The 25043-nt window shown below is 66.0% G+C and carries 32 protein-coding genes and 1 tRNA gene; 23 read left to right on the forward strand and 10 right to left on the reverse strand.

Translation table 11 applies throughout. The features are described 5' to 3' along the window. Positions 1-455: 455 nt before the first annotated feature. Complete coding sequence (locus tag HNP02_RS24145; protein WP_184443028.1) at positions 456-653, reverse strand: hypothetical protein; 198 nt, start codon at positions 651-653, stop codon at positions 456-458. Here HNP02_RS24145 and HNP02_RS24150 point away from each other — a divergent pair. From HNP02_RS24150 to HNP02_RS24175, 6 genes are all read left to right on the forward strand, one after another. Then, positions 652-2046: an Ig-like domain-containing protein gene (locus tag HNP02_RS24150; protein WP_184443029.1), complete on the forward strand. Its 1395-nt coding sequence runs from the start codon at positions 652-654 to the stop codon at positions 2044-2046. The two genes, HNP02_RS24145 and HNP02_RS24150, sit on opposite strands and share 2 nt — an antisense overlap. A 149-nt stretch (positions 2047-2195) precedes the next feature. Beyond that, positions 2196-2879, forward strand: a complete 684-nt coding sequence (locus tag HNP02_RS24155; RefSeq protein ID WP_184443030.1) for an Abi-alpha family protein — start codon at positions 2196-2198, stop codon at positions 2877-2879. Beyond that, a complete protein-coding gene (locus HNP02_RS24160; protein ID WP_184443031.1) occupies positions 2879-4141 on the forward strand; it encodes a DUF445 domain-containing protein in 1263 nt (420 codons plus the stop codon). Before HNP02_RS24155 ends, HNP02_RS24160 begins: the two co-directional genes overlap by 1 nt. 18 nt (positions 4142-4159) lie before the next feature. Then, positions 4160-4546: a nuclear transport factor 2 family protein gene (locus HNP02_RS24165; protein WP_184443032.1), complete on the forward strand. Its 387-nt coding sequence runs from the start codon at positions 4160-4162 to the stop codon at positions 4544-4546. Continuing rightward, the gene (locus HNP02_RS24170; RefSeq protein ID WP_184443033.1) at positions 4546-5037 is read left to right on the forward strand and encodes a metallophosphoesterase; all 492 of its coding nucleotides are present in this window, start codon (positions 4546-4548) and stop codon (positions 5035-5037) included. The genes HNP02_RS24165 and HNP02_RS24170 overlap by 1 nt, the downstream gene beginning before the upstream one ends. A 58-nt stretch (positions 5038-5095) precedes the next feature. Beyond that, on the forward strand, positions 5096-5455 hold the full coding sequence (locus HNP02_RS24175; RefSeq protein WP_184443471.1) for an MmcQ/YjbR family DNA-binding protein: 360 nt from the start codon (positions 5096-5098) through the stop codon (positions 5453-5455). Here the strand turns inward: HNP02_RS24175 and HNP02_RS24180 are convergent, their stop codons facing one another. Further along, positions 5456-6058 (reverse strand): TetR/AcrR family transcriptional regulator, encoded by a 603-nt coding sequence (locus tag HNP02_RS24180; protein WP_184443034.1) that lies wholly within the window; start codon positions 6056-6058, stop codon positions 5456-5458. 52 nt (positions 6059-6110) lie between these two features. Between HNP02_RS24180 and HNP02_RS24185 the strand changes: the two genes are divergently transcribed. Together HNP02_RS24185 and HNP02_RS24190 are read left to right on the forward strand one after the other, a co-directional pair. Further along, positions 6111-6452, forward strand: coding sequence for an EthD domain-containing protein (locus tag HNP02_RS24185; protein WP_221317979.1), 342 nt, complete (start codon positions 6111-6113; stop codon positions 6450-6452). Positions 6453-6503: 51 nt separating this feature from the next. After that, the gene (locus tag HNP02_RS24190) at positions 6504-7007 is read left to right on the forward strand and encodes an LppP/LprE family lipoprotein (RefSeq protein WP_309241674.1); all 504 of its coding nucleotides are present in this window, start codon (positions 6504-6506) and stop codon (positions 7005-7007) included. Here HNP02_RS24190 and HNP02_RS24195 read toward each other — a convergent pair. Next, positions 7004-7300 carry a helix-turn-helix domain-containing protein gene (locus tag HNP02_RS24195; protein WP_221317981.1) on the reverse strand — a complete coding sequence of 99 codons (297 nt, stop codon included), beginning with the start codon at positions 7298-7300 and terminating at the stop codon, positions 7004-7006. The genes HNP02_RS24190 and HNP02_RS24195 overlap by 4 nt on opposite strands. A gap of 146 nt (positions 7301-7446) precedes the next feature. Between HNP02_RS24195 and HNP02_RS24200 the strand changes: the two genes are divergently transcribed. Together HNP02_RS24200 and HNP02_RS24205 are read left to right on the forward strand one after the other, a co-directional pair. Continuing rightward, the gene (locus HNP02_RS24200; protein WP_184443037.1) at positions 7447-8328 is read left to right on the forward strand and encodes an NAD(P)-dependent oxidoreductase; all 882 of its coding nucleotides are present in this window, start codon (positions 7447-7449) and stop codon (positions 8326-8328) included. Further along, positions 8325-9176 (forward strand): NAD(P)-dependent oxidoreductase, encoded by an 852-nt coding sequence (locus HNP02_RS24205; protein WP_184443038.1) that lies wholly within the window; start codon positions 8325-8327, stop codon positions 9174-9176. Before HNP02_RS24200 ends, HNP02_RS24205 begins: the two co-directional genes overlap by 4 nt. A gap of 3 nt (positions 9177-9179) precedes the next feature. On the opposite strand, the gene HNP02_RS24210 is transcribed toward HNP02_RS24205, so the two are convergent. Next, entirely contained in the window at positions 9180-10481 is a 1302-nt protein-coding gene (locus HNP02_RS24210) for an APC family permease (protein ID WP_184443039.1), read from the reverse strand. 95 nt (positions 10482-10576) lie between these two features. Between HNP02_RS24210 and HNP02_RS24215 the strand changes: the two genes are divergently transcribed. Next, on the forward strand, positions 10577-12454 hold the full coding sequence (locus HNP02_RS24215) for an alkyl/aryl-sulfatase (protein WP_184443040.1): 1878 nt from the start codon (positions 10577-10579) through the stop codon (positions 12452-12454). A 37-nt stretch (positions 12455-12491) separates the two neighbouring features. After that, a complete protein-coding gene (locus HNP02_RS24220; protein ID WP_184443041.1) occupies positions 12492-12881 on the forward strand; it encodes a Dabb family protein in 390 nt (129 codons plus the stop codon). Between the two features lie 5 nt (positions 12882-12886). Here the strand turns inward: HNP02_RS24220 and HNP02_RS24225 are convergent, their stop codons facing one another. Next, a complete protein-coding gene (locus tag HNP02_RS24225) occupies positions 12887-13648 on the reverse strand; it encodes an SDR family NAD(P)-dependent oxidoreductase (RefSeq protein WP_184443042.1) in 762 nt (253 codons plus the stop codon). A 15-nt stretch (positions 13649-13663) separates the two neighbouring features. Beyond that, positions 13664-14728, reverse strand: a complete 1065-nt coding sequence (locus HNP02_RS24230; RefSeq protein WP_184443043.1) for a putative zinc-binding metallopeptidase — start codon at positions 14726-14728, stop codon at positions 13664-13666. A 60-nt stretch (positions 14729-14788) separates the two neighbouring features. On the opposite strand from HNP02_RS24230, the gene HNP02_RS24235 reads away from it, so the two are divergent. The 3 genes from HNP02_RS24235 (at position 14789) to HNP02_RS24245 (ending at position 17442) form a co-directional block, all read left to right on the forward strand. Beyond that, a complete protein-coding gene (locus HNP02_RS24235; RefSeq protein ID WP_184443044.1) occupies positions 14789-15385 on the forward strand; it encodes a histidine phosphatase family protein in 597 nt (198 codons plus the stop codon). Positions 15386-15428: 43 nt separating this feature from the next. Next, entirely contained in the window at positions 15429-16451 is a 1023-nt protein-coding gene (locus HNP02_RS24240) for a phosphotransferase family protein (protein WP_184443045.1), read from the forward strand. Positions 16452-16566: 115 nt separating this feature from the next. Continuing rightward, the gene (locus HNP02_RS24245) at positions 16567-17442 is read left to right on the forward strand and encodes a transglutaminase family protein (RefSeq protein WP_184443046.1); all 876 of its coding nucleotides are present in this window, start codon (positions 16567-16569) and stop codon (positions 17440-17442) included. Positions 17443-17455: 13 nt separating this feature from the next. Here HNP02_RS24245 and HNP02_RS24250 read toward each other — a convergent pair whose 3' ends face one another. Continuing rightward, positions 17456-17836 carry a lipopolysaccharide assembly LapA domain-containing protein gene (locus HNP02_RS24250; protein ID WP_184443047.1) on the reverse strand — a complete coding sequence of 127 codons (381 nt, stop codon included), beginning with the start codon at positions 17834-17836 and terminating at the stop codon, positions 17456-17458. Positions 17837-17899: 63 nt separating this feature from the next. Continuing rightward, positions 17900-18133 (reverse strand): hypothetical protein, encoded by a 234-nt coding sequence (locus HNP02_RS24255; RefSeq protein ID WP_184443048.1) that lies wholly within the window; start codon positions 18131-18133, stop codon positions 17900-17902. Positions 18134-18255: 122 nt separating this feature from the next. Here HNP02_RS24255 and HNP02_RS24260 point away from each other — a divergent pair, with 122 nt between their 5' ends. Genes HNP02_RS24260 through HNP02_RS24280 form a run of 5 tightly spaced genes read left to right on the forward strand, consistent with a single transcriptional unit; the run spans position 18256 to position 22483 of the window. Continuing rightward, positions 18256-19209, forward strand: coding sequence for an ABC transporter substrate-binding protein (locus HNP02_RS24260; protein ID WP_184443049.1), 954 nt, complete (start codon positions 18256-18258; stop codon positions 19207-19209). Positions 19210-19243: 34 nt separating this feature from the next. After that, on the forward strand, positions 19244-20353 hold the full coding sequence (locus HNP02_RS24265) for an ABC transporter ATP-binding protein (RefSeq protein ID WP_184443050.1): 1110 nt from the start codon (positions 19244-19246) through the stop codon (positions 20351-20353). 2 nt (positions 20354-20355) lie between these two features. After that, the gene (locus HNP02_RS24270) at positions 20356-21102 is read left to right on the forward strand and encodes an ABC transporter permease (protein ID WP_184443051.1); all 747 of its coding nucleotides are present in this window, start codon (positions 20356-20358) and stop codon (positions 21100-21102) included. Beyond that, positions 21099-21884: an ABC transporter permease gene (locus HNP02_RS24275; protein ID WP_184443052.1), complete on the forward strand. Its 786-nt coding sequence runs from the start codon at positions 21099-21101 to the stop codon at positions 21882-21884. The genes HNP02_RS24270 and HNP02_RS24275 overlap by 4 nt, the downstream gene beginning before the upstream one ends. Next, positions 21881-22483 (forward strand): putative glycolipid-binding domain-containing protein, encoded by a 603-nt coding sequence (locus HNP02_RS24280; protein WP_184443053.1) that lies wholly within the window; start codon positions 21881-21883, stop codon positions 22481-22483. Before HNP02_RS24275 ends, HNP02_RS24280 begins: the two co-directional genes overlap by 4 nt. On the opposite strand, the gene HNP02_RS24285 is transcribed toward HNP02_RS24280, so the two are convergent. Continuing rightward, the gene (locus HNP02_RS24285; protein WP_184443474.1) at positions 22446-23390 is read right to left on the reverse strand and encodes a prephenate dehydrogenase; all 945 of its coding nucleotides are present in this window, start codon (positions 23388-23390) and stop codon (positions 22446-22448) included. The genes HNP02_RS24280 and HNP02_RS24285 overlap by 38 nt on opposite strands. A gap of 105 nt (positions 23391-23495) precedes the next feature. Here HNP02_RS24285 and HNP02_RS24290 point away from each other — a divergent pair, with 105 nt between their 5' ends. The 3 genes from HNP02_RS24290 (at position 23496) to HNP02_RS24300 (ending at position 24601) form a co-directional block, all read left to right on the forward strand. Continuing rightward, positions 23496-24014, forward strand: coding sequence for a tRNA adenosine deaminase-associated protein (locus HNP02_RS24290; RefSeq protein ID WP_184443054.1), 519 nt, complete (start codon positions 23496-23498; stop codon positions 24012-24014). Beyond that, on the forward strand, positions 24011-24481 hold the full coding sequence (locus HNP02_RS24295; RefSeq protein ID WP_184443055.1) for a nucleoside deaminase: 471 nt from the start codon (positions 24011-24013) through the stop codon (positions 24479-24481). The genes HNP02_RS24290 and HNP02_RS24295 overlap by 4 nt, the downstream gene beginning before the upstream one ends. A 29-nt stretch (positions 24482-24510) precedes the next feature. Further along, positions 24511-24601, forward strand: a tRNA-Ser gene (locus HNP02_RS24300). Here HNP02_RS24300 and HNP02_RS24305 read toward each other — a convergent pair. Next, positions 24580-24963: a tyrosine-type recombinase/integrase gene (locus HNP02_RS24305; RefSeq protein ID WP_184443056.1), complete on the reverse strand. Its 384-nt coding sequence runs from the start codon at positions 24961-24963 to the stop codon at positions 24580-24582. The genes HNP02_RS24300 and HNP02_RS24305 overlap by 22 nt on opposite strands. Between the last annotated feature and the right edge of the window lie 80 nt (positions 24964-25043).

Here is a 25043-nt window from a genome sequence, read left to right on the forward strand (position 1 = left end):
AGGCATCGTGCACGTCGGTCGAAGAGTCCTCGTCGGTCGCAGAGCTTTGGTGTTCGGCAGTGGTTGCAGGTTGGTGCCGCCTCGGCGGGTGTGAGCGCAGCGCTATTCGGTGTGTCACTGGCTGGTCCGCAGGTGAGTGTCGCCCTCGCCGACGATTCCGGCCAAGCGTCGCAAGAATCGTCGTCGGGTTCGGATGGTTCAGGTGGTTCGGATTCGGGCGGATCGTCGGCCGATGGCGCTGGATCGCACACTTCCCCGGCGGCGAGTCCGAGTTCGTCGGCCGCGTCCGACGGGCAGGCCACGGTCGAGTCGCCGTCCTCGAGTTCGAGTTCCGATGGGAAGAGCTCGGCGTCCTCGGCTTCGACGGGTTCGAAGAGTGATGCGGACGACAAGACGGCGGTCACGGCCCAGACCAACACGGGCTCTCTGCAGTCCGGCAGCACGCAGGCCGATGATCAGACTTCCACCGGGTTGAGTGCCAAGCACTCGGGTGTGTCGGCGTCGTCCGAATCGTCCTCCTCTTCGTCCTCGGAGGGGCCCTCGTCTGAGTCCGCGTCGATCTCCACTTTCGCGTCCTCGTCCTCGTCGAGCAGCGTCGCCGAACGCGCGTCGTCATCGGCGGCCGTGGTTAGCACGCCTGCCGTAGCGCTCATGTCCGCGCCGGCCGTGACGGAAACCGCTGCCGCCGTAGCAGATTCGGGACCTTCGGTGGCGGCGGCATCCAGTCCCGTCATTCCGTGGGCACTGCAGGTCGTCGCCCCGAACAACAACGTTCTGGGTGATCAGGTCACGGGGTTCTTTGCAGCGTTCCAGGCCTTCGTCGCCCAAATGCCGTTGCCGACTCCGTTCAAGGACCTGCTGAACGGTGCCGCATTCGCGGTGCGTCAAACGTTGCTCAACCAGACCCCGACGGTGGCGCCGATTCTGCTCACTGGCCTGTCCGACACGCTGATTACCGGTCACGTGGACGCCGTTGATCCCGAGGGGGATCAGATCGTCTACCGCTTGGTTCAGGGCCCGGCGTCGGGCAGCGTGCAGCTCAATTCCGACGGCAGCTTCGTATACACACCCGGTGCAGGATTCAACGGCGTCGACACCTTCGTCGTCATGGCCCAGGATCTCGGTTTGCACGTCAACCTGCTCAACCCGTTCCGCGGCGCTGGGGCGTCGGCGGGCGCGCTGGTCAACGAGGGCGCAATCAAATTCGCGTTCAACTACACCACGGGCTCGGAACTGTGGACCGACGATCGCCGTGCGGCACTGGAGCAGGCGGCCGCTGGCTACAACGCCTACCTCCTGGTCACCCATGCCGTCACCCTCACCTACGACGTCAGCGCAACGGACTCAGCGGACGGCACCCTGGCATCGGCAGGAAGCCCGCTCATCAGTTCCGCGCCCGGCTTCTGGCAGACCGTTGTCCAGAACAAGCTCATCTCCGGTATCGACTCCAACGGCGCGGCGGCCGATGGAGAGATCGACTGGAACTTCGGCTACCCGTGGGCGCTCGGTGACTCGGTGGGAAGCACCGAGTACGACCTGACGACCGTGGCGCTGCACGAGTTGATGCATACCTTGGGGTTCATGTCCTATGTCGGAGCGGCAGGTTCGAACACGGGTCGGGCGTGGACGGTGTACGACAGCTTCATCTCCACGAACAACGGCACCAAGGCGATCCGCCCCGACTACACGTGGAACACCGCATTCGACGCCAATCTGACGGGGGGCAACGGCGGCCTGTACTTTGGCGGCGTCGATGCCGTCACGGCCTACGGCGCGCTCGTGCCGCTCTATACGCCCAGTCCGTGGGAGGACGGCAGCGCGATATCGCATCTGGATGACGCGACTTTCACCGGCTCGGACCGGAACATCATGAACGCCCAGTTAGCCACGGGGCCAGGCGTCAGAATCCCGAACGCGATCGAACTCGGCATCCTCGCGGGCATCGGGTACACCGTGATAACCGTTCCTGTGCCAGGCGGAAGCGCACTCGCCATCGTCGGTTTCATCTTCCTCCGTCGCGCACGCAGAAAGTCACCCTCGTCATGACCTTGCCCGACTACGGATTAGAAGGTTGGGGTTCGAATCCCTTCGGGCGGAGTTTGTAGCCGGGCTTGTTTGCGGCGCACCCCCGGTTTCGGGTGTGAGATTGTGCCGAAGCCGCGTGGCCGAGCGGCCCGCGCCGCTAAGTTTCCCAAGTGGACTTCTCCTTCGATCCTCGCGGGTGGCTCGGGTCAGCTGTCGGCGCCGCTCGGATAGGCATCAACGTCTACGACTGGGCCGAGGAACAGATCGTTGCCGCACTGCGCACCGGGCTCGACGCCTTGGACCCCGATGGCGCTCCCAAGACATTGGCTCAGGAACCGACTGCCGTCGATGATGAACCGGCCCCCGACTCGCTGAGCGGCAAGATGACTCAGCTGCTGGACCGGGCACTGGGCCAGAACACCCGTGGCAGCCAGGTCGAGCTCTACCATCACCTGCTCGACCAGTTGGTGGCCGACGAGGCCAGGATCATTGGGGCGCTGTCCGACGGCTCGGTGTCGCCGTTGGTGAACGTGTACACCTGGACTCGGCCGCGTGTGCAAGGACAGGCGACCTTGGAGAACGCGTCGCTCATCGGCCGGACCGCCAATGTTGCGCTGCCCCAGATGGTCCCGCAGTACGTGAGCCATCTGCTGTCGCTCGGCCTGGTCGAGAAGGGGCCCGAGGACACCGCTCTGGACACCGAGTACGAGGTACTGATGGCCGAGACGTCGGTACTCGCCGCCATCAAGAGCGCTTCGCGAGGACCGATCTCGGCGAAGATCGACAAGTACGTGCTGAGCCTGTCAGGCCTCGGCAGGTCGCTATGGGAGGCCACCACGCAGGGCGACGCCTAGTGACCACATCCCTCGTCGCGCTGTCCAGCTGGTCGGAGATCACCCACGACTTCGGCACCAACTGGCTGATCTATCTGTCGATGCCGTTGATCGCAGCCTTCGTCGGGTGGAGCACGAAGATCGTCGCGCTGGAGATGTTGTACCGGCCACTGGAATTCAAGGGCATCGGGCCATTCGGATGGCAGGGCATCGTGCCACGGCGGGCGGGCAAGGTCGGCTCCAAGACCATCGAGCTGCTGACCGCCAATCTGCTCAAACCCGAAGAGCTGCTGGACCGCATCGACGCCAACGACGCGGTCGAGGCATTGCGGGAGCCCCTGATCCAGGCGGTCGACGAGATATCCCGGGAACTCGCCGAGCAGCTCCGCCCCGGCCTGTGGGACTCCCTTCCAGACGCCGGCAGGCAGGCGATCCAATCCAGGATTCAGTCCCAGGTACCACGGATCACCGAGAACGTGCTCCTCGAGATGAAGGCGGACCTGAGCCGGTACGTCGACCTGCAGTTCCTCGCCGTCACCACCCTGGTGCGGAACAAGGAGAAGCTGGTCAAGCTGTTCCGCGGCATGACCACCGACGCGATGGCGTTTGTACGGCGCAGCGGAATCGTCTTCGGATTCGGCATCGGCCTGGTCCAGATGGTGGCGTGGGCGCTGTTCAAGAATCCGTGGATCATGCCCGCGTTCGGCTTCGCGGTGGGCTTCATCAGCGACTACATCGCGCTGAACATGCTGTTCCGCCCCGTACACCAGCGCAAGTTCCTCGGCTTCATCCCATTCCAGGGACTGCTGCACGCCCAGCGGGGCAAGATCACCCGCGACTACGCCAAGATCCTGGCCGACGACCTCTTCACCCCGGAGATCCTGTTCGACGGCATTATCAAGGGACCGGGCGCCGACAAGCTCTTCGCGCTCGTCGCCAAGGAGATCGACGCGGCGATCGATGCCCAGACGGGCATCGCGACCCCCGTCGTCGCACTCGCCGTCGGTACCAAGCGCTACCGCGGCCTCAAGGACAAGGTGGTGGCGCTGGTCCTCGAGCGGCTGCCGACGACCTTGCTCGACGCCCAGGACTACGCCACGGAGGCGATCGAACTGGAGAACACCATCGTGGAGAAGATGAACGCGCTCACCAACGAGGAGTACGAGTCGATCCTCCGACCCGTCTTCAAGGACGACGAGCCTCTGATGATCGCGGTCGGCGCCATCCTCGGCGGTCTGGTCGGTGAGCTCCAGGTTCAGATGATCGAACTGTTCGCGCACTGACCCTGCGAGGATGTAGCCATGACCCCACCGGTGATCCAGCGTTGGATCGACATCATCGACAACCACCGTCCCGAAGAGCTCGACGGCCTGCTGGCCGACGACGCGGTGTTCTACTCGCCCGCCGTCTTCTCGCCGCAGGAGGGCAAGACCAAGACGGCGCTGTACCTGGGCGCCGCGGAGAAGTTGTTCTCGGCAACGGACTTTCACTACGTCGGCCAGTGGTTCAGCGAGCGCTCCGCCGTGCTGGAGTTCGCCGCGACGGTCGACGGCATCTACGTCAACGGCGTCGACATGATCGAGTGGAACGACGACGAGAAGATCATCTCGTTCAAGGTGATGATGCGGCCGTTCAAGGCACTGCAGGTGATCATGCCGAAGATGGCTGAGCTGCTTCAACCGTCCTGATGCGTCTGCTGCTCGTCGCCGACACCCACGTGCCCAAACGCGCCCGTGACATGCCCGCTGTGGTGTGGGACGAGGTCGCCCGCGCGGACGTGGTGCTGCACGCCGGTGACTGGGTGGAGCCGTCGCTGCTCGACGAACTCGAGGAGCGCGCGGAGCGGCTGGTCGCCTGCTGGGGCAACAACGACGGCGACGAGTTACGCCGACGGGTGCCCGAACGGGCCGACGTCACGTTGGGCGGGCTGCGGTTCACGGTCGTGCACGAGACGGGGGCCTCTGGCGGGCGTGACGCCAGGATGGCCATGCTCTACCCCGATACCGACGTGCTGGTGTTCGGACACAGCCACATTCCGTGGGATACCACCGCGAAAACTGGCCTGCGCCTGCTCAATCCGGGCTCGCCCACCGACCGCAGGCGTCAGCCGTTCTGCACCTACATGACGGCGACGGTGGCCGACGGCGTGCTCTCCGAGGTGACGCTGCACCGTGTCTGATCGAAGGGCGGATGACCGTCCAGCCCGTGTCGCCGACGTGCACGAGCTCGCTGCGGCGATGCCGCACGTGACGCGGGTCGACGGGCCCAAGGGCAACGCGGTGTATCAGGTCGGCGGAAAGTCGTTCGTGTTCTTCCGAACTCCCCAGCCCGACGCGCGGGATCCCGAGACCGGGGAGAAGTACCCGGACGTCGTGATGATCTGGGTCGAGTCCGAGAGAGACAAGTTGGCACTGGTGCAGGACCGCGATTCGCCGTTCTTCACCACCGACCGTTTCGACGATCACCCGTCGGTTCTGGTGCGCGGCAGCCGACTTGGTGAGATCGACAGGACCGAACTCACCGAGCTGATCCAGGACGCGTGGCTCTCGCGGGCGTCGAAGCGTCGCGGCGAGCAGTGGCTGGCCAGTCAGCGCTGATCAGCGGGACGCAATGCCGGCGAGGACTATCGCCAGCATGCGGTCCGCTTCGCCGGCGGCCCTACTTTCGGTGGCCATCGCGATGGCGTTGACCAGTGTGACGACGTCGGGGAGCGTGACGTCGGTGCGTACGGCGCCACCGTCTTGGGCCCGTCGAAGCAGCGAGCTGCCGATCGCCGCCACCGCAGCCTGGCATGCGGCGACCAGTTCTGAATCGTCCCGACGACCGGTGGCGAACGCCGCTGCCAGACCGTGTTTCGCGCCGACGTGGTCGATGTAGGCACGCAGCCAGCCGGAGAAGGCCTGGTCCGCATCGGGATCCGCGTGGAGTTGGTCGCCGAGTTTGCAGAGCGCCCTGACGTCGCCGACGCAGACCGCGACCAACAGGTCTCGACGGTCGGGGAAGTGGCGGTACAGGGTGGCGTTGCCGACACCGGCGCGGCGGGCGATCTTGTCCAGTGAGGCATCGGGGCCGTCGGTGGTGAACAGCTCGTCGGCGGACGCGAGGAGCGCCTCGTAGTTGCGGCGGGCATCGGCCCGCAGCGGTGGATGCACGAGCAGCTCCAACCAAGAACGAGGGTCGGCGGGTGGTGTCTGCGGCATCTCGTCCTTGCTAAACGGGGAACTCCCCAGTTAGCCTAGCAGGGTGTTGAAGATGCTGAGCTATCTCGTCAAACGCGAGGGCATGTCCCCCGAGGAGTTCGTCGACTACTACGAGAATCACCATGTGCCACTGATTTTGAGCCTGGCGCCGCCACCCGTGGTCTACAAGCGGCATTACCTGCAGCGTGGTGACGCCCTGAACCTGGGTGAGACGGGTATCGACTTCCACGTCGTGACCGAGCAACAATTCGCCGACCGGGCGGCGTTCCGGTCCTGGATCGCCGCAGTGACCGCGGGCGACAACGGCGAACTCGTCGCCGCAGATGAGGCGCGGTTTCTCGAACGCTCCCGAACGCGTGCCTGTGTCGTCAGCGACTACGTCACCACTGGTTAGACCCGTGAAATAGATGTTTACCCGGTGACACATCGGGGTAGATTCCTGAGCGTGCTGCGCGCCGTGACGACGAGCCTCGTGGTTTTGGCTGCGTCCATCGCCCTCGCCTCGTCGCCGACGGCCAGTGCCGCGCCACCTGGATCGCAGTGCGGCGCGAACCTCACGGCCCCGCAGATCGCCCTTGCCGTGCGCTCGCTGCCCCCGGCGATCCGCGGCGTCGACGCCCCGTGGGATCCGAACCCGTACGGCGGCAACTTCGATCCCTGCGCGACGCTGTCGGTCGCGCTGGTGACAGTGCAGGGCGCCACGGGCAGCTCACCCGCACACGCGCTGCTCTTCCACCTCGGCGAATACGTCGGGACTGCAACCCCGACGCCATATCCGTTCACGGCACTGAACAAGGACGAGACCGCCGACGACACCGTCGTCCTGGACTACAAGGACGGCCGCAACGTCTGCACGGCCTGCCCCGGTCCCTCCTACGAGGTGCACTACCAGTGGCGCGACGATCGCGTGGCGACACTCGACCCGCTGCCGCCGAACCCGGGAAGCTAGCCGACGGCGGCAGTGCAAATCAGTTTGATGTGTTTGGCCGCCCAATTGCCTAGCGGCTCAAGCGCTTCCAGTAGTTCCTCGCCGGCCGGGGTCATCGAGTACTCCACCCGCGGCGGCACTTCGTGATAGCTCTCGCGGTGCACCACACCGTGGCGCTGCAGCTCCTTGAGATGCTGGGTCAGCATCTTCTGCGAGATCCCGGTGAGGCTGCGATGCAGTGCGTTGAACCGCGTCGGTCCCTCCTTCAGCTCCCAAAGGATGAGCGGCTTCCACTTCCCGTCGACGACCGCCATCGCCGCGTCCAGCTCGCAGGTGAATTGCCCCAATGCGGTCACGCGCACTCTCCTAGCAGGTCAGAGCCAATACTTTCCATTTGGTAAGTATCGCACTTTATAGTGGGTACTTGTCGAAAACTCCGCGTCGCGTCAACGATGGTCGCATGACGGCTACACAGCGCAGGATCAGTTTCCTTGGAGTGGGTGAGATGGGGTCGGCACTCGCCGATGCCGCAATCCGCGCCGGATATTCAACGACCGTCTGGAACCGCAGCCCCGATAGAACGATTCCACTCGTCGAGGCCGGTGCCCGCGCGGTGACCACGGTGGGCGAGGCTGTCGACGCCGCCGACGTCGTCGTGGTGTGCCTCTTCGATCAGCGCTCGGTGCACGAGGTGCTCGACCCGGTTGTGGACCGGCTGACCAGACGCAGGCTGATCAACCTGACCACCACCTCACCGGACGGCGCAAGGGAACTGGCCGCTTGGGCGGGCGCCGCGGGTGTCGACTACCTCGACGGCGGGATCATGGCCGTCCCGGAGATGATCGGATCGCCCGCATCCAGCGTCCTCTACAGTGGATCGCAGCGGCTCTACGACGACTACCGCGATCTTCTCGAATCATGGGGTCGTCCTGAGTATTTCGGTGACGACGCAGGTATGGCATCGCTGTACGACCTCGCCCTGCTGGCCGGGATGTATGTGATGTTCGCGGGGTTCTTCCACGGTGCCGCGATGGTCGGCGCCGCCGGTGTACCGGCCAAGGAGTTCGCCACCCGCGCGACCGCATGGCTACAGGCGGTGCTTCCGGTGTTGGGCGACTACGCAGAGATCGTCGACGGCGGCGACTACACGCTGGCGGGCCAACAGAGTCTGCAGTTCTCCGACATCAGCGAGATCGTCGAGGCCAGCCGCGGCCAAGGCGTTAGCACCGAAGTCGTCGACATGGTGCAACGTCTCATTCACCGCCAGATCGACGCCGGGCACGGCAGCCACGGTTTCGCCCGCGTCATCGAGAGCATCAAGCGTCCAGAGGCAGCAGCATGACATCGGTCACCGTATTGGGTCTCGGCCCGATGGGCCAGGCGCTTTCGCGTGCTCTGCTCGACGCGAATCACCGCACCACGGTGTGGAATCGCACGGCGGCGAAGGCGGAGGAACTGCGTTCGCGCGGCGCAGTGGTGGCGGCAAGCCCGGCGGCGGCTGTCGTTTCAAGCGATCTCACCCTGATCAACGTCATCGACCACGATGCGGTGGATTCCGTACTTGTTTCGGCGGGCGACGCCGTCGATGGGCGCGTCATCGTAGGTCTCAGCTCCGATACTCCCGATCGGGCCAAGCTCACGGCCAAGCTCGTCGAGGATCGTGGCGGCCGTTACCTCGATGGCGCCATCATGACGCCGACGACGACGATCGGAACCCCGAGCGGGAGCATCCTCTTCGGGGGACCACGGGACGTCTTCGACACCCACCGAGCACTCTTCGCCGCGATGGGTGAACCGACCTGGCTCGGCGAAGATCACGGCCGCGCCGCCGCCTACGACATGGCGCTACTCGACCTGTTCTGGACATCGGTCAGTGGATTCCTGCACGCCCTGACGGTGGCCCGGGCCAACGGCATCGCGCCAGGCGAACTGCTGCCGCACGCCAACGGCATCGTGGGGATCCTGCCGCCGATCTTCGCCGAGTGGGCCGAGCGCATCGAAGCCGATCGCCACGACGACAGCAGCGCACCGGTGACATCCGTCGCGGCGTCGCTGCGGCACCTGATCACCGCGTCGCGGGACGCCGGTGTGGAAGCCGGTGCGCTGGAGTCACTCCGGAGGCACGTCGATGCCGCAGTCGACGCAGGCTACGGGCACGACGACCTCTCTCGCGTCGGCGCCATGCAGTGAGTACTAGTGCTGGGCCTTCAGCGGGCGGCCCGTGCGCTTGCGGTAGACGATCTCGAACACGAAGCTCAGCGCGAACACGGCCAACAACGTGATCCACGTGCTGGCGGGCCCGGTGTGGATCGTGTAACCGAAGAGCAGGGCGAACAATGCCACGTTCAGCACCACCGCCACCACCAGCAGCCACGGCTTGGCACCGGTCTCGCGGTACACCTTCAGATGTCCCGCGCTGACCGTGGCGTACACGATCAGGAACGCCAGGCTGGCCATCGACCCCACCGCCGACAGCGGAAAGAACACCACGAACAGCATGGTCAATGCTGCGGCGACGAACAGTCCGACGGTACCGCCGCGCCATACCCCGCGGGTGAAATCGCTTGGTAGTTCACCCACTTTCGCGACCATGAAGGCCAGGTTCGTGTCCCCGAACATGGTGGCGTTCACCCCGGACGCGGTGGCCAGCAGCGCCGCGATCCCGATCACCACGAAGCCGACGTGACCGATCGCCGCCAGTCCGGCCTCCGACAACACGTGGCCCTGGTTGGCGTCCATCGACGGCAGGCTCAACGTCGTCACCACGATCGCGCTGATCACGACGTAGACCACCACCACGATGGCCAGCGCCGAGAACATCGCGCGCGGCAACTCCTTGGCCGGGTTGCGCATGTCCCCCGCGGAGTTGGTCACCACGCCGAACCCCTCGTACGTCACGTACAGCAGACCGGCGGCGAACAACACACCGAGCCAGTGGTGATCGCCGTTCTCGGCCAACCGCTCTGGGTCGGCCTTCATCAGACCGAACACTGCGAACACCCCGAGAATCGCCAATTCGACGGTAACGACGAACAACTCGGACCGGCCAACCAGCTTGGAGCCCACCATGTTGATCAGCACCACCACGACGACCAGACCGATCCCGATGAGCTTGCCCGACCATGCGGGTGTCTCCCACGGCAGCAGCGCGCGGACGTAGCCGGCGAATCCCGCGCAGTAGAGCGCCATCGCGATGATCCAGCCGAGGAACTGAAAGACGTTGAGGCCGCCCGCGATAAGCCCGTCGCCGAAGCAGCGGAGCAGGAACTGCGCGGCGCCACCGCGACTCGGATACTTCGCACCAAGCTTGGCGTAGGAGTACACGCTGAAGACCGACACCACGCCGCCCACCACGAACGCCAGAGGCAACCACACCCCGGCCGCCGTCGACGCAAGGCCGAGCAGCGTGTACAGGCCGGCGCCCATCATCCCGCCGACGCCGATCGCGGTCGCACTGGCGGTGGTGATCGAACCCGTGCCTAGCGCTCCGCTCATGGGCCAAGTCAACCACTAGGCGGCTCGATTGACGGTTGAGTGAATATCGTGTCGAACCGCTCCCTCGGTGCCACTCGAATGGCAATCTCGGTGGCATGGATCAGAAGCCGCCCACCGCCGTCATCGAAGCCGCGCACGCCGAACATCTGACGGGGCTGCCGTTCGACGACACCAGGGACTTCGACGATGCCGACCGCGGCTTCATCGCAGCGCTGCAGCCGTGCGTCGTCAAGGCCGCGGACGGACGGGTGGTGTGGGACAACGACGTCTACGCGTTCCTGTCAGGGGACGCGCCCGCCTCGGTGCATCCCAGCCTGTGGCGGCAGTCCACCCTGGCCGCCAAGCAGGGCCTCTACGAGGTGGTCGACGGGATCTATCAGGTCCGCGGCCTGGATCTGTCGAACATTAGCTTCATCGAGGGCGACAGCGGCGTCATCGTCATAGACCCGTTGATCTCCACCGAGACCGCGGCTGCGGCTCTGGCGCTCTACCGCGCCCACCGCGGAGATCGAGCGGTGAGCGCGGTTATCTATACCCACAGCCACGTCGACCACTTCGGCGGCGTGCTGGGCGTGACCACCCAGGCCGACGTCGATGCGGGCAAGGTCGTGGTGCTCGCGCCAGAGGGGTTCACTCAGCACGCCGTGCAGGAGAACGTCTATGCCGGGACGGCGATGACGCGGCGCGCAGGCTACATGTACGGCACGCTGTTGGCTCGAGGTCCGCAAGGGCAGGTCGGCTGCGGTCTGGGACAGAACACGTCCACGGGGGAGATCGCCCTGATCGTCCCGACGCTCGACATTCGCGAGACCGGCGAGACGCACGTCATCGACGGCGTCGAGATCGAGTTCCAGATGGCGCCAGGCACAGAGGCTCCCGCGGAGATGCACTTCTACTTCCCCAAGTTCCGCGCGTTGTGCATGGCGGAGAACGCCACCCACAACCTGCACAACCTGTTGACCCTGCGCGGGGCGTTGGTGCGCGATCCGCACGGCTGGTCGGGCTATCTGACCGAGGCCATCGACACGTTCTCCGACCGCGCCGACGTGGTGTTCGCGTCGCACCACTGGCCGACCTGGGGTAAGGAGCGGATCGTCGAATTCCTCTCCCTGCAACGGGATCTGTACGCCTACCTGCACGACCAGACGTTGCGGCTCCTGAACCAGGGGCACACCGGGATCGAGATCGCCGAGGACTTCCAGATGCCACCCGCGTTGCACCGGGCATGGCACGCCCACGGCTATTACGGGTCGGTCAATCACAACGTCAAGGCGGTCTACCAGCGCTACATGGGCTGGTTCGACGGCAACCCGGCCAGGCTGTGGCCACACCCACCCGAGGCGATCGGGCCGCGCTACGTCGAGGCCATCGGCGGCATCGACCGGGTCGTGGAGCTGGCTCAGCGCGCCTTCGACGACGGTGACTTCCGCTGGGCGGCAACGCTGTTGGATCACGCCATCTTCACCGATGAGAACCACGGGGCTGCCAAGGCGTTGTATGCGGACACCCTGGAACAGCTGGCCTACGGCGCCGAGAATGCGACGTGGCGCAACTTCTTCCTCTCCGGGGCGACCGAGCTGCGGGACGGCAACTTCGGCGTTGGCACCACGACCACGTCGATGTCGATGCTCTCCCAGCTGACCCCTGAGCAGCTGTTCGACAGCTTCGCCATCAGCGTCAACGGGCCGAGGGCGTGGGACCTCGACCTCGCCATCGACGTGACGTTCAGCGACATCGGGACCAACTACCGGCTGACGCTGCGCAACGGCGTCCTGGTCTACCGCAAGGCGGCCGCCGACGCCTCGACCGCCACGGCGACCGTCACGCTGGCCAACAAGGTGCGGCTGTTGGCGTTCGCTGCCGGGGACGCCACGTCGCCGGGCCTGGACGCAGCGGGCGACGCCAACGCGCTGCCTGCGCTACTGGGCGTGCTGGACCGGCCCGACCCTGGGTTCGACATCGTCACCCCGTAGCGGGAACAGGTCGACGGCACACCCGGTTTCACCGGTCATGATCCTGAACGTCTTACGTCTCACGCTGAAGGACGACACCACGGCCGAACAGCGCGCCGCGGTGCTCACGGCGTTGCGCCGAACGGCCGGCCTGCCGTGGGTCGCGTTCTCGTCGGTCGGGCCCGAGTTCGCCGACCCGACCGGCTTGACCTTCGGCTACGTCGTCGCGATCGACGGCCTGGCCGACCTCGAGAAGTACATGCACGATCCGGTACACCTTGCGGGTGACGACGTGATCCTGCCGAGGGTGGCAAGACTGTCGGCTGTGCGGTTCTCCGACGACGATGACCCCGACACCGCTACCAAGGTGTTCACGCTGCATCAGGTGAAGGTGGCCAAGTATCCGGAATGGGGTCGACAGCTGGATTCGATCGCCGTCGACGAGTAGCCCTGTTAGGGCAGCCCGCCGTCGGCCCGCAGAATCGACCCGGTGGTGTAGCTCGACGCATCAGATGCGAGAAACAGTGCGGCGCCGACGATTTCGTTCGGCTCGCCGGCGCGTCCGAGGGCCAGGTGCGAGAACGGGTTGTGACCCTCTTCCAGTCCCCAAGCCTTGCTGATATCGGTGAGGAACGGCCCCGCCATCAAGGTGTTCACCCGCACCGTCGGGCCGTACGCCTTGGACAGGCCTTCGGTCAGCGCGTTGAGCCCAGCCTTCGCGGCCGCGTAGGGCACGACGTCCGGCGTAGGGCGCAGCGACGCGGTGGAGCTGACGTTGATGATGGATCCGCCGCCGGCCGCCACCATCCTCTCGGCCACCAGCGTCGACAACCGGAACGGCCCCTTGAGGTTCAGGTTCATCACGGCGTCGAACAGCTTCTCGGTCACCGACGGCAACCCGTCGTACAGCGGCGACATCCCTGCGTTGTTGATCAACACGTCGACCTTGCCGAACCGCTCGTAGGCGGCGTCAACCAGGCCGTCGAGCTGATCCCAGCGGCCGATGTGCACCTGGTAGGGGAACGCCGTCCGGCCCGTGGACGCCGAGATCTCCTCGGCCGTGACCACGCAGGACTCCAGGTTGCGGCTGGCGATGATGACGTCGGCGCCGCACTCCGCGGCCGCGAACGCCATCTCGCGACCCAATCCGCGGCTGCCGCCGGTGACGAGCACCACGCGATCGGTCAGGTCGAACAGTTGGTCCGCGTAACCCATCTCAGTACTCCTCGATCAAGTCGCGTGGGCCGTTTCACGAATCACCCGGTGGATGAAGCTGAGCTTGCCCGCCACGGCCCTGGGAATCTCGAACGGATACAGGGGATTCTTACCCATCGCCGTGTTGACTCGGTTGAAGAACAGCGACATCCACCGCCAGTCGAACAGCATCCGCTCGATGGGCACGTCGTCGTAGGACTCCAACGGCACGATGTCGCGCGGGGCGGCGAACCGAACCAGGTCGGCATGAAGCACCATGCCCGCCTCGCGGCTGGTATCGATGGTGTCGGCGATGTGCAGGTAGTGCGCAAAGCACTCGGCGAAGTCCTCCCACGGGTGCATGGTGGCGTACTCGGAGATGAACGTCTCGCTCCATCCGGCGGGCGGGCCGAACTCGTAGTGCCGGGCGATCGCATCTTTGTAGCTGGCGCGCTCGTCGCCGAACAAGGTGCGACACTCGTCGAGATATTCCTTTGCGCCGAAACCGGTTTCGACCAGCACGTGCTGGTAGTAGTGGCCCACTTCGTGGCGGAAGTGCCCGAGCATGGTGCGATACGGCTCACCAAGGCGAACCCGCAGCGACTCGCGGTAGTCGTCGAGCGATTCGACGAGGTCGATGGTGATCACGCCTCCCGCGTGCCCGATGATCACCCGCTCGCCGGTGGTGTAGCTGGACAACAGGTCGAATGCCAGCCCACCGTCCTGGCGCCAGAACGGGTCGATGGGCAGGCCGATGTCGTGGAGCTGATACACCAGCCTGCGCAACGCTGCCGCGGTCGGCACCAGCTTCTCGCGCGCCAGCGTGTCGTCGGCGTCGGGCTCGCGGCGGATCAACGAGTGAGCCAGGCAGCGGCCGCGCTCGAAGGCCGTCTGCTCGGCCGGTGCCAGCCAGTTGCACGCCAGCGTCTCGTGCTGGGTACACCGCACCCACTGCCTGCCGTCGAGCGCGACAACCCCGTCGGTGATCGGGAGCATCGACTTCGTCGCCAGGTGAAAGCCCAGAGTCGTGCCACATTCGGCGCACCCGTCCGAGTCGAACGGGGTGAAGGCGTTGCACACGGGGCAGGCGAATGCGCGCACGGCCCATATCGTGACACAGGCAGCCACACCGAACGGTTCATCGAGGAGACGAGACGTCACATGCAACTGCTGTTGATCCGGCACGCCTTGCCGCTGCGCAGCGAGCCGGGGCAGGGCGCCGACCCCGACCTGTCCGAGGACGGCATCGAACAGGCCAAGCGGTTGCCCGACGCGCTGGCCCGATTCCCCATCGCGCGGCTGGTCAGCAGCCCGCAGCGGCGCGCGCTGCAGACCGCGCAACCGGTGGCCGACGCGCTCGGCCTCGCCGTCGACGTCGACGAGCGGCTCGCCGAGTACGACCACGGCCTTTCGCACTACACCCCCATCGAAGAGGCGTCGCAGGAAGACCTGCAGCGACTCATCGACGGCCACCTGCCCGGCAACGTGGACGAGGAGGCCTTCATCGCCAGGGTCGAGGCGGGGGTCGACGACCTCGTCGCGGCCGCGGCCCACGAGGACACCGTGGTGGTGTTCTGCCACGGTGGCGTCATCAACGCGCTGGTGCACCGGGTCATGCGCACCGAGCGGCTGCTGTGCGTCCAGGTCGACTACGCGGGCGTCACCCGGCTGCTGTCGTCGCGCGACGGGAAGCTGCGCGTCGCCTCCGTCAACGGGACCGAGCACGTATGGGACCTGCTCCCGCGGAATCAGCGATGAGCGCTCGCGCGAAGAGCAAAGTATCGGATGGTAGACATTTCGGGTGACTTCTTCGCTCGACGGCCTTGATCTCGGCGCACTCGACAATCACCTGCGGTCCATCGGCGTTCAGCGGACCGGTGAGCTACAGGCGGAGCTGATCTCGGGCGGCCGGTCCAACCTGACGTTTCTGGTCTTCGACGACGCGTCGAAGTGGGTGCTGCGGCGCCCGCCGCTGCACGGCCTGACGCCGTCGGCCCACGACATGGCCCGTGAGTACAAGGTGGTCGCCGCGCTGGAGGGCACCCCGGTGCCCGTCGCGCATGCGGTGACCCTGCGCAACGACGACTCGGTGCTCGGCGCCCCGTTCCAGATGGTCGACTTCGTGCCGGGACGCATCGTCAGGCACACCGCCGAGCTCGAGGCGCTCGGCGACCAAGCCACCATCGAGGCCTGCGTCGACGCGCTGATCAAGGTGCTCGCCGAGCTGCACGCCGTCGACCCGGAGGCCGTCGGCCTCGGCGACTTCGGCAAGCCAACGGGTTACCTCGAGCGTCAGGTCCGGCGCTGGGGTGGGCAGTGGGACCTGGTGAAGACCGAGGACGACGCCCGCGACGCCGACGTAAAGCTGTTGCACGCCAAGCTCGGTGACGGAATCCCGCCACAGAGCCGCAGCGCGATCGTGCACGGTGACTACCGCATCGACAACACGATGCTCGACGCGAAAGATGCCACCAAGGTGCGCGCGGTGCTGGACTGGGAGATGTCCACGCTGGGCGACCCGCTCAGCGATGCGGCGCTGATGTGCGTGTACCGCCACCCGATGTTCGACATGGTGCACGCCGACGCCGCGTGGTCGTCGCCGCAGATCCCGTCGGCCGACGAGCTGGCGCACAAATACTCCGTCGCTGCCGATCTGCCGTTGGCGCACTGGGACTTCTACATGGCGCTGGCGTACTTCAAGCTGGCGATCATCGCCGCGGGCATTCAGTTCCGCGACCGGATGGGCGGCGGCACCGAATACGGCGACAAGGTGGGCGAGGCCGTCGCGCCCCTCATCGCGATGGGCCTCACGTCCCTCGCGTAGCCCTCGGGCGAGACGGCAGGGTCTCTCTGGGGTTTGATGGGGCAGTAACTGGGGTACTTTCGGCCGAATCCTCGCGCTGACGCGAGAGTCCCCATTGATGGAAAGGCGGTCACACATGCCGTCATGGACCCTGCGCGGACGCGACAAGCTCGACGGGCCCGATGAGGCGACGCCGTCGCCGGACGCCCTCAAGCGGCACGTCGGCGTCGAACTCGACGTCTGGATCGCCGAACCGACCACTCTGGAGTTCCAGATCGCGGTCGGTCCACAGCCTGGCGCAGCCGTCACCGAATCGATGTTGTTCACGTTGAACGGCAACGAGATTCAGGCCAACGAGGTCATCGGAGACCACGGCAACCGCATCCACAAGTTCGACGCCGGCCAGGGCAGTCTGCTGGCCAGCTACAGCGCGACGATCATCGGCGAGGCGCAGCCCGCGCCCTTCGCCGAGATCGACATGTCCACCTATCTGCGACCGAGTCGCTACGCCGAGTCGGACAAGTTCTTCGGTTTCGCCGCAACCGAATTCGGTTCGTACACCGACCACGCCACGCTGTTGGAGAACGTGTCGTCGTGGGTCGGCACCCGGTTGGCCTACGTCCCTGGCTCATCGGACCCGATCGACGGCGCCGTCGACACGCTGCTGGCTGGACGCGGCGTGTGCCGTGACTACGCACACCTGGTGATCGCCCTGCTCCGTGCGGTGAACGTGCCTGCCAGGATGGTCGCGGTGTACGCGCCGGGCTGCGAACCCATGGACTTCCACGCCGTCGCCGAGGCGTACGTGGATGGTCACTGGCGCGTGGTGGATGCCACCCTGCTGGCGCCGCGTCAGACGTTGGTGCGGATCAGCACCGGACGCGACGCCGCCGATACCGCGTTCCTTGACAACCACAACGGCTCGATCACGCTGAACTGGGCGGCGGTGACGGCCGTCGTCGACGGCCCACTGCCGAACGACTCGATCAACGAGCTGGTGTCGATCCGGTGACCCGCCGGGCTGTTTACCTCAGCGCGGCCTTGTAGTTCTTCTTCGCGGCGCGGCGAAGCTGGACGATGCGGGCTGCGCCTGCCAGCGTGGTGACGAGGCCGCCAAGCACCGCGGCCAGCAGGATCGCCACACCGTTCGGCAGGCTCCAGTTCCACCCGAGGAAGTGGTAGGTGGCCGAGTCGGTGTTCTGCGCGATGAATATCAGCAACACGATGAGGATGACGAAGCCGACGATGAGGGCCGACCACAGCGCGGCGGCCCTGGTGAACTTCACCGCGTTCTCGGGTGGCGGCGGCTTTGGCGCGGGTGCGTCCGGCGGCGGCTCGTCGGCGATCGGATCGAGGGGCCCGGGCGCAACCGGCTCGACGGGCGACACGTTCGGGTCGGTACTCATGACCCCATCTTTGCCGGTCGGCCTTGCGAATGTAACCAGCGGTACCGGATTAACACCGAAGTGTCACAAGGACTCGATGATCCGCTTCGCCGTGGCCAAATCGACATTGGTCTCGGCTCGGTAGACCTTGATGGCCTCGATCTTGTTTCCCGAGGCGACCAGCCGTTGCACGGCGGCCGACACCTGGATTTGGGCGAGAGCCCGCAGATCGGGCATCGGTACGCCGGTCTTCTCGTAAAGGTGTTGGACGAGCTGCTCGAGAATGCCCAGCCGCTCGTAAACGTCGTTGGATGTCATCGCGTCAGTGTGTCATCCGAATTGCGGGGTCAACCGTCCGTTCAGCACGAGTTAAAGCCCGGCAACATCCTGTGCAGGCCGTTAGGGTCGCGGAAAGCATGTGACGCCGAAAGGACGTTGGGATGAACCCCCCGCGACGAACCGTGCACAAGAGAAGTCTGGCCGTACTCGCAGTCGTCCTCGTCCTCATCACCTCAGCGTGCGGCAGTTCCAACCCGCTCGGTGGCGGTGCGATATCGGGTGATCTCAAGTCGATCGCAGTGGGCTCCGCGGACTTCCCGGAGTCCAAGATCATCGCCGAGATCTATGCCCAGGCGCTGGAGGCCAACGGTTTCACCGTCCGTCGGCAGTTCGGCATCGGCAGCCGTGAGACGTACATCCCCGCGGTCAAGGATCACTCCATCGACCTCATCCCCGAGTACACCGGCAACCTGCTGCAGTACTTCGACAAGAAGACCAAGGCGACCGACCCCTCTGCCGTCGAACTGGCGTTGTACCGCGCGCTGCCCGGTGATCTGTCGATCCTGACGCCATCGCCTGCCAACGACCAGGACACCGTGGCGGTTACCGACGAGACCGCCAAGAAGTGGAACCTCAAGACCATCGGAGACCTCGCGGCGCACTCCACGGAAGTGAAGTTCGGTGCGCCGTCGGAGTTCATCAGTCGGGCCGAGGGCCTGCCAGGCCTCAAGGCGAAGTACGGCCTCGACGTGTCGCCTGCCAACTTCATCGCAATCAGCGACGGGGGCGGTCCGGCGACGGTGCGCGCGCTCGTCGACGGCACGGTGACCGCCGCCGACATCTTCAGCACGTCACCGGCGATCCCGCAGAACAAGCTGGTGGTGCTCGAGGATCCGAAGAACAACTTCCTGGCTGCCAACGTCGTCCCATTGGTCGCTTCGCAGAAGCTGTCGGATCAGCTCAAGACGGTGCTCGATGCCGTCAGCGCCAAGCTGACCACCGAAGCACTCATCGAGATGAACACCGAAACGTCGGGCAACGGTGGCATCGACCCCGATCAGGCGGCGAAGAAATGGGTTCAGCAGAACGGTTTCGACAAGCCGATCGCAGGCTAAGCGCAGCGAAGAGCAGAAGATACGGGGAACCAACGTGATCAAATTCGATGCCGTCCGCAAGGTCTATCCGGATGGCACCGTTGCCGTCGACGACCTCGTGCTCGAGGTGCCCGAGGGCACGCTCGCGGCGTTCGTCGGCCCGTCCGGCTGCGGCAAGACCACCTCGATGCGGATGATCAACCGAATGATCGACCCGACGTCGGGCACCTTGACCGTCGACGGCAAGGACGTGACCAAGGTCGATCCGGTCAAGCTTAGGCTCGGCATCGGCTACGTCATCCAGAGCGCCGGGCTGATGCCGCATCTTCGCGTGGTTGACAACGTCGCGACGGTGCCCGTGCTCAAGGGCGAATCCCGGCGCAGCGCAAGGAAAGCCGCGCTGGGCGTGTTGGAGCGGGTCGGGCTGGACCCGAAGTTGGCCGACCGCTATCCGGCGCAGCTCTCCGGTGGTCAGCAGCAGCGTGTCGGCGTGGCCCGTGCGCTTGCCGCCGACCCGCCGATCCTGCTGATGGACGAGCCGTTCAGTGCCGTCGACCCAGTGGTGCGCGAGGAGCTGCAGACCGAAATCCTGCGTCTGCAAAGCGAATTGCGCAAGACCATCGTCTTCGTCACCCACGACATCGACGAGGCCGTGAAGCTCGGCGACAAGGTCGCGGTGTTCGGCAAGGGCGGGAAGCTGCTGCAGTACGCCGAACCCTCGTTCGTATTGTCCAATCCGGCTGACGAGCTCGTCTCGGGATTCGTGGGCAACGACCGTGGTTACCGCGGCCTTCAGTTCTTCAAGGCGACCGGTCTGCCGTTGCACGACATCCGGAGCGTCGTCGAAACCGATGTCGACGCCCTCGAGCTCGCGGAGGGTGAGTGGGCCCTGGTGACCAGGGTCGACGGCAGACCGTTCGCGTGGATCAACGGTAACGGCGTCGACGTTCACCGCAAGGGCAGCGCGCTGTACGACAGCACCGTCGGTGGCGGTTCCTTCTTTCCGCCCCACGGCACGCTGCGACTGGCCCTGGATGCCGCCCTGTCCTCCCCGAGCGGGTTGGGCGTCGCGGTCGACGACGACGGTCAACTGCTCGGCGGGGTGAGGGCCGCCGACGTGCTGGAAGCGCTCCAGAACCAGCGGCGCGTGCCGGAGGTGGGGTAGCCGTGCGCTACCTCTTCACCCACCTCGACAAAGCGTGGGAGCTGACGGTCATTCACCTGTGGCTCTCGTTGCTCCCGTTGGTGCTTGGGTTGGTGATCGCGGTGCCGCTCGGCGCTCTCGTGCACAGGACGACGGTGTTGCGGAGAATCACCACCGTCATCGCGAGCATCGTGTTCACGATTCCGTCGCTGGCGCTGTTCGTCGTGTTGCCGCTGCTCATCCCGACTACCATCCTCGATCCGACGAACGTGATCGTGGCGCTGACGCTCTACACGGTCGCTCTGCTGGTGCGTGCGGTGCCGGAAGCACTCGACGCCGTGCCGCCGGCCGCGCTGGACGCCGCCACCGCGGTGGGCTACAAGCCCCTGACTCGGGTGCTGAAAGTGGAACTGCCGCTGGCTGTTCCGGTGCTAGTGGCCAGTCTGCGCGTGGTTGCCGTCACGAACATCTCGATGGTGTCGGTCGGTTCGGTGATCGGCATCGGCGGCCTCGGCACGTGGTTCACCGACGGATATCAGTCCGACAAGAGTGATCAGATCATTGCAGGCATCATCGCGATCTTCGTCCTGGCAGTGGTCGTCGACACCCTGATCATGTTGGCGGGCAAGGCCGCCACACCATGGATCAGAGCCGGCAAGGTCGGCCGTCGAGCGGCACGGGCGAGCGAAGCGACGGGGGCAGCGGCACGGGCGAGCGAAGCGACGGGGGCAGCGGCACGGGCGAGCGAAGCGACGGGGGAAGCGAAGTGAACTTCCTGCAGCAGGCGCTGTCCTACATCTTCACCGCCGCGAACTGGGGTGGCCCAGCCGGTCTCACAGCCCGCATCCTGGAGCACCTGCAGTACACCGTCGTCGCGGTGATCTTCTCGGCCTTGATCGCCATCCCGATCGGCATGATCATCGGCCATACCGGCCGCGGCACGTTCCTCGTCGTAACGGGTGTCAACGCGTTGCGGGCCCTGCCCACCCTCGGCGTGCTTCTGCTGGGCGTGCTGCTGTGGGGGCTCGGGCTGGTGCCGCCGACCGTAGCGCTGATGCTGTTGGGCATCCCGCCGCTGCTGGCGGGTACCTACTCGGGCATCGCAAACGTCGACCCCACCGTGGTCGATGCGGCCCGGTCGATGGGCATGACGGAGCCGCGGGTGCTGATGCGCGTCGAGGTGCCCAACGCGCTACCGCTCATCCTCGGCGGGCTGCGCACCGCGACGCTGCAGATCGTGGCGACGGCCACCATCGCCGCGTACGCCAGCCTCGGCGGTCTCGGCCGTTACCTCATCGACGGCATCAAGGTGCGCGAGTTCTACCTCGCCCTGGTCGGTGCGCTGATGGTGACCGCGCTGGCGCTGATCCTGGACGCCGCGATGGCCCTCGTCGTGTGGTGGTCGGAGCCCGGCACCGACCGGTTCCGCCGGATGCCGCAGCCGTTGATCGGCGACGAAGTGGCCCTCGAGTCATCGACTAGATCTCGATCTGGGGAGAGTTCCCGAGGCGGCTACGAACGGGAGGGTCCGTCGCCTACGGTAGGGGGGTGAGTGCAGCAGCCCGCTCCGAGGCAGCCGATGACGCCTGGCCGGCGATCCTGACTTGGCGCGCCCACGACGTTCCACGCATGGAGTCCGTGCGGGTGCAGTTGTCGGGCAATCGCATCAAGGCCTACGGGCGGATCGTCGCCGCCGCCACGCCGAAGCACCCGGCGTTCAGCGCGTCCTACGACCTGGTCACCGACGACCGCGGAGCCACCAAACGCCTGTCCCTGACGGTCACTCTCGCGGAACGCGAACGCCAGCTCTCGATCGCGCGCGACGAAGAGAACATGTGGCTGGTTCAGGATCACCAGAATCAGACCACGCGCGCGGCCTACGACGGTGCGCTCGACGTCGACGTGATCTTCAGTCCGTTCTTCAACGCCCTGCCGATCCGCCGCACCGGCCTCTATGAGCAGGCCGACTCGATCACGACGCCGGTGGTGTACGTGCGGCTGCCCGAGTTGTCGGTCGAGCAGGCGGTCACCAGTTACAGCAGCGACGGGACCGGCGGCATCAAGCTGGTATCTCCGGTCGCCGACACCACGATCACCGTCGACGGCGAGGGCTTCATCCTCGACTACCCAGGACTGGCAGAGCGGATCTGATCACGCCGCCGGCACGACCCGCGGCGGCCAGCTCGTCACGCCAGTTCTCGGCGCCGACCGTGACGGTGATGATCTCCGGCCTGTCGAAGCTGTCGTAGCGCATCCGTGCGGCGTGGCCTGCTTCGACGAGCTCGGTCACCGGCTGCCCGGCCGCCAGGTGGTCCCTGGCGCTGGTGAGCAGGTCGATCGTGCGATCCAGCGCGCCGTGTAGCTGCTCGGAATTCGCCTCGCACATGGCCCTGACCAGGTCGGGAGCCGTCGCGGCCACCCGCGTGCCGTCTCGGAACGACCCCGCGGCCAGAGCGAACGCAAGGGGGACGTCACCGGCCGTCGCCGCGAGCGCCTCGGCGAGAAGGTGCGGGAGGTGCGAGATGGCCGCGGCGGCGGCGTCGTGCTCGTCGGAACGGGCCGGGACGACGACACCGCCGCAGTCCAGCGCCAGGTGCATCACCTTCGCCCACACGCGAGGGTCGACGTGATCGTCGACGCTGATCACCCATGGTGCGCCGACGAACATGCGCCGGTCGCTCGCGGCCCAGCCCGATCGCGCCGTTCCTGCCATCGGATGCCCGCCGACGAATCGGTCGACGAGGCCGTGGTCCCGGACCGCCTGCAACACGGCGCCCTTCACACTGGTCACATCGGTCAGCGCGCACTGAGGGGCTGAGGAACGGACGTGGCCGAGCATGATCGGCAGTGCAGGAACGGGAACGGCGAGAACGATCAGCGCATCGGTTGCCGCCGCCCGAGCCAGGACGTCGTTGACGCTGTCGGTGGCGTCGTAACCGTCGAATCGAGCGGCCTCGACGCCGTCGACCGACCGGTTGTATCCGAAGACCTCGCGGCCGGCCGCCTTTGCTGCCCGCATCACCGATCCGCCGATGAGCCCCAAGCCAAGCACGCACACCGGAGTGGTCACCGTTAAAGGTTGGCATATCGCCGGATCGTGCCTGCACCAGGCATCAGCACGATCGCTGGTCAAAGCGCCAGGTCTGCGACTAGCGTTGGTTTCATGGGAGCGCAGCGTGCACAGGCGAAGAAGCAAGCCGCAGAACTCCCTGACGGCTTTGGTATCGCGGTCGTCCGCGAGGACGGAAAGTGGCGTTGCACGGCGATGCGCCGGGCCGCGTTGATCAGCCTCAGTGCAGCTGAAACCGAGCTGCGAGAATTGCGCAGCGCCGGCGCCGTTTTTGGGTTGCTCGACGTCGACGATGAGTTCTTCGTGATCGTGCGGCCCGCTCCTGCAGGCACGCGGTTGTTTCTGTCGGATGCGACGGCAGCGCTGGAGTACGACATCGCCGCCGAAGTGCTCGAGAAGCTGGACGCCGACATCGACCTGGCCGACCTCGACGACGAGGACCCGTTCGAGGAGGGTGACCTCGGCGTGCTCGCCGACGTCGGCCTCAACGAGGGCGTGCTGAGCATCATCCTCTCCGACGACGACTATGCCGACGAGCAGCTGGCCCGCATCGCACAGGAGATGGGCTTCGGCGACGAGATGTCCGCCGTGGTCGACAAACTCGATCGGTGAGATCGGACACTCCCACAGACGAGGCGCTGATCCGCCTCGCCCTGGATGCAGCGGGTTCCGCCAGTCCCCGCGACGTGCCGATCGGTGCGGTGGTGTTCGCTGCGGACGGCACCGAGCTGGCACGTGCGGTCAATGCCCGTGAAGAACTTGGCGATCCGACTGCGCACGCCGAGATCCTCGCGATGCGTAAGGCCGCGCGGGTTCTTGGTGACGGTTGGCGCTTGGAGGGTGCGACGCTGGCCGTGACCGTCGAGCCGTGCACGATGTGCGCGGGAGCGTTGGTGATGGCGCGGGTGGCGCGGGTGATCTTCGGCGCGTGGGAGCCCAAGACCGGCGCGGTCGGCTCGCTGTGGGACGTGGTGCGCGACCGGCGGCTCACCCACCGGCCCGAGGTGCGGGGCGGGGTGCTGGCCGACGAGTGCGCGGCGCCGCTGGAGGCGTTCTTCGCCAAGCAGCGATTGGATTAGCGGGGCCGTCGACCGGTAAGGTGCCACACGGTGGCGTGTCCGAGCGGCCTAAGGAGCACGCCTCGAAAGCGTGTGACGGGTAACCCCCGTCCGAGGGTTCAAATCCCTCCGCCACCGCCATAACCGCCCTCCTGTTCGTTCAGGTAAGGGCGGTTTTGCGTTCTACGGAGCGATGGATATCCTCCGCGTGCGCACACTTTGCACGCTTTCGAATCCGACGCCGTCGCAACGCCGTCGAGATCGGTGTCGAACAGATCGGCGTAGACCCGCAAGGTGACGCTCGGATCGGCGTGGCCCAGCACGCTCGCCAGCGCCAGCACGTTTACCCCGGAGCTGATCGCGATCGACGCGCAGGTATGCCTCAGATCATGTGGGCTGATCTCCTGCACCTTGGCCCGCTTCACCGCTCCCGCGAACCAGCCTCCCATCGACTTCGGCCGGGGCTGGTAGTGCTCGCCGTCGCCGAACACCAGTTGATCCATCCTGCGAACCTGGCACTGCACCGAGAGTTCATCGAGGACAAACTGAGGTTCTCTGACTTGGAATCGGGAACCCTCGGCAT

It is taken from the genome of Mycobacterium sp. AZCC_0083 (assembly GCF_014202335.1).
Classification (GTDB): domain Bacteria; phylum Actinomycetota; class Actinomycetes; order Mycobacteriales; family Mycobacteriaceae; genus Mycobacterium.

Excerpts from the sequence above, each read along its gene's own strand:
- HNP02_RS24175 (WP_184443471.1), top strand. The coding sequence starts at position 5,096 with ATGCCGCACGTGACGCGGGTCGACGGGCCCAAGGGCAACGCGGTGTAT.
- HNP02_RS24220 (WP_184443041.1), top strand. The coding sequence starts at position 12,492 with ATGATCCTGAACGTCTTACGTCTCACGCTGAAGGACGACACCACGGCC.
- HNP02_RS24170 (WP_184443033.1), top strand. The coding sequence starts at position 4,546 with ATGCGTCTGCTGCTCGTCGCCGACACCCACGTGCCCAAACGCGCCCGT.
- HNP02_RS24165 (WP_184443032.1), top strand. The coding sequence starts at position 4,160 with ATGACCCCACCGGTGATCCAGCGTTGGATCGACATCATCGACAACCAC.
- HNP02_RS24215 (WP_184443040.1), top strand. The coding sequence starts at position 10,577 with ATGGATCAGAAGCCGCCCACCGCCGTCATCGAAGCCGCGCACGCCGAA.
- HNP02_RS24250 (WP_184443047.1), bottom strand. The coding sequence starts at position 17,836 with ATGAGTACCGACCCGAACGTGTCGCCCGTCGAGCCGGTTGCGCCCGGG.
- HNP02_RS24305 (WP_184443056.1), bottom strand. The coding sequence starts at position 24,963 with ATGGATCAACTGGTGTTCGGCGACGGCGAGCACTACCAGCCCCGGCCG.
- HNP02_RS24235 (WP_184443044.1), top strand. The coding sequence starts at position 14,789 with ATGCAACTGCTGTTGATCCGGCACGCCTTGCCGCTGCGCAGCGAGCCG.
- HNP02_RS24210 (WP_184443039.1), bottom strand. The coding sequence starts at position 10,481 with ATGAGCGGAGCGCTAGGCACGGGTTCGATCACCACCGCCAGTGCGACC.
- HNP02_RS24180 (WP_184443034.1), bottom strand. The coding sequence starts at position 6,058 with ATGCCGCAGACACCACCCGCCGACCCTCGTTCTTGGTTGGAGCTGCTC.
- HNP02_RS24200 (WP_184443037.1), top strand. The coding sequence starts at position 7,447 with ATGACGGCTACACAGCGCAGGATCAGTTTCCTTGGAGTGGGTGAGATG.
- HNP02_RS24245 (WP_184443046.1), top strand. The coding sequence starts at position 16,567 with ATGCCGTCATGGACCCTGCGCGGACGCGACAAGCTCGACGGGCCCGAT.
- HNP02_RS24225 (WP_184443042.1), bottom strand. The coding sequence starts at position 13,648 with ATGGGTTACGCGGACCAACTGTTCGACCTGACCGATCGCGTGGTGCTC.
- HNP02_RS24255 (WP_184443048.1), bottom strand. The coding sequence starts at position 18,133 with ATGACATCCAACGACGTTTACGAGCGGCTGGGCATTCTCGAGCAGCTC.
- HNP02_RS24205 (WP_184443038.1), top strand. The coding sequence starts at position 8,325 with ATGACATCGGTCACCGTATTGGGTCTCGGCCCGATGGGCCAGGCGCTT.
- HNP02_RS24150 (WP_184443029.1), top strand. The coding sequence starts at position 652 with ATGTCCGCGCCGGCCGTGACGGAAACCGCTGCCGCCGTAGCAGATTCG.
- HNP02_RS24290 (WP_184443054.1), top strand. The coding sequence starts at position 23,496 with ATGGGAGCGCAGCGTGCACAGGCGAAGAAGCAAGCCGCAGAACTCCCT.
- HNP02_RS24260 (WP_184443049.1), top strand. The coding sequence starts at position 18,256 with ATGAACCCCCCGCGACGAACCGTGCACAAGAGAAGTCTGGCCGTACTC.
- HNP02_RS24145 (WP_184443028.1), bottom strand. The coding sequence starts at position 653 with ATGAGCGCTACGGCAGGCGTGCTAACCACGGCCGCCGATGACGACGCG.
- HNP02_RS24195 (WP_221317981.1), bottom strand. The coding sequence starts at position 7,300 with ATGGCGGTCGTCGACGGGAAGTGGAAGCCGCTCATCCTTTGGGAGCTG.
- HNP02_RS24185 (WP_221317979.1), top strand. The coding sequence starts at position 6,111 with ATGCTGAGCTATCTCGTCAAACGCGAGGGCATGTCCCCCGAGGAGTTC.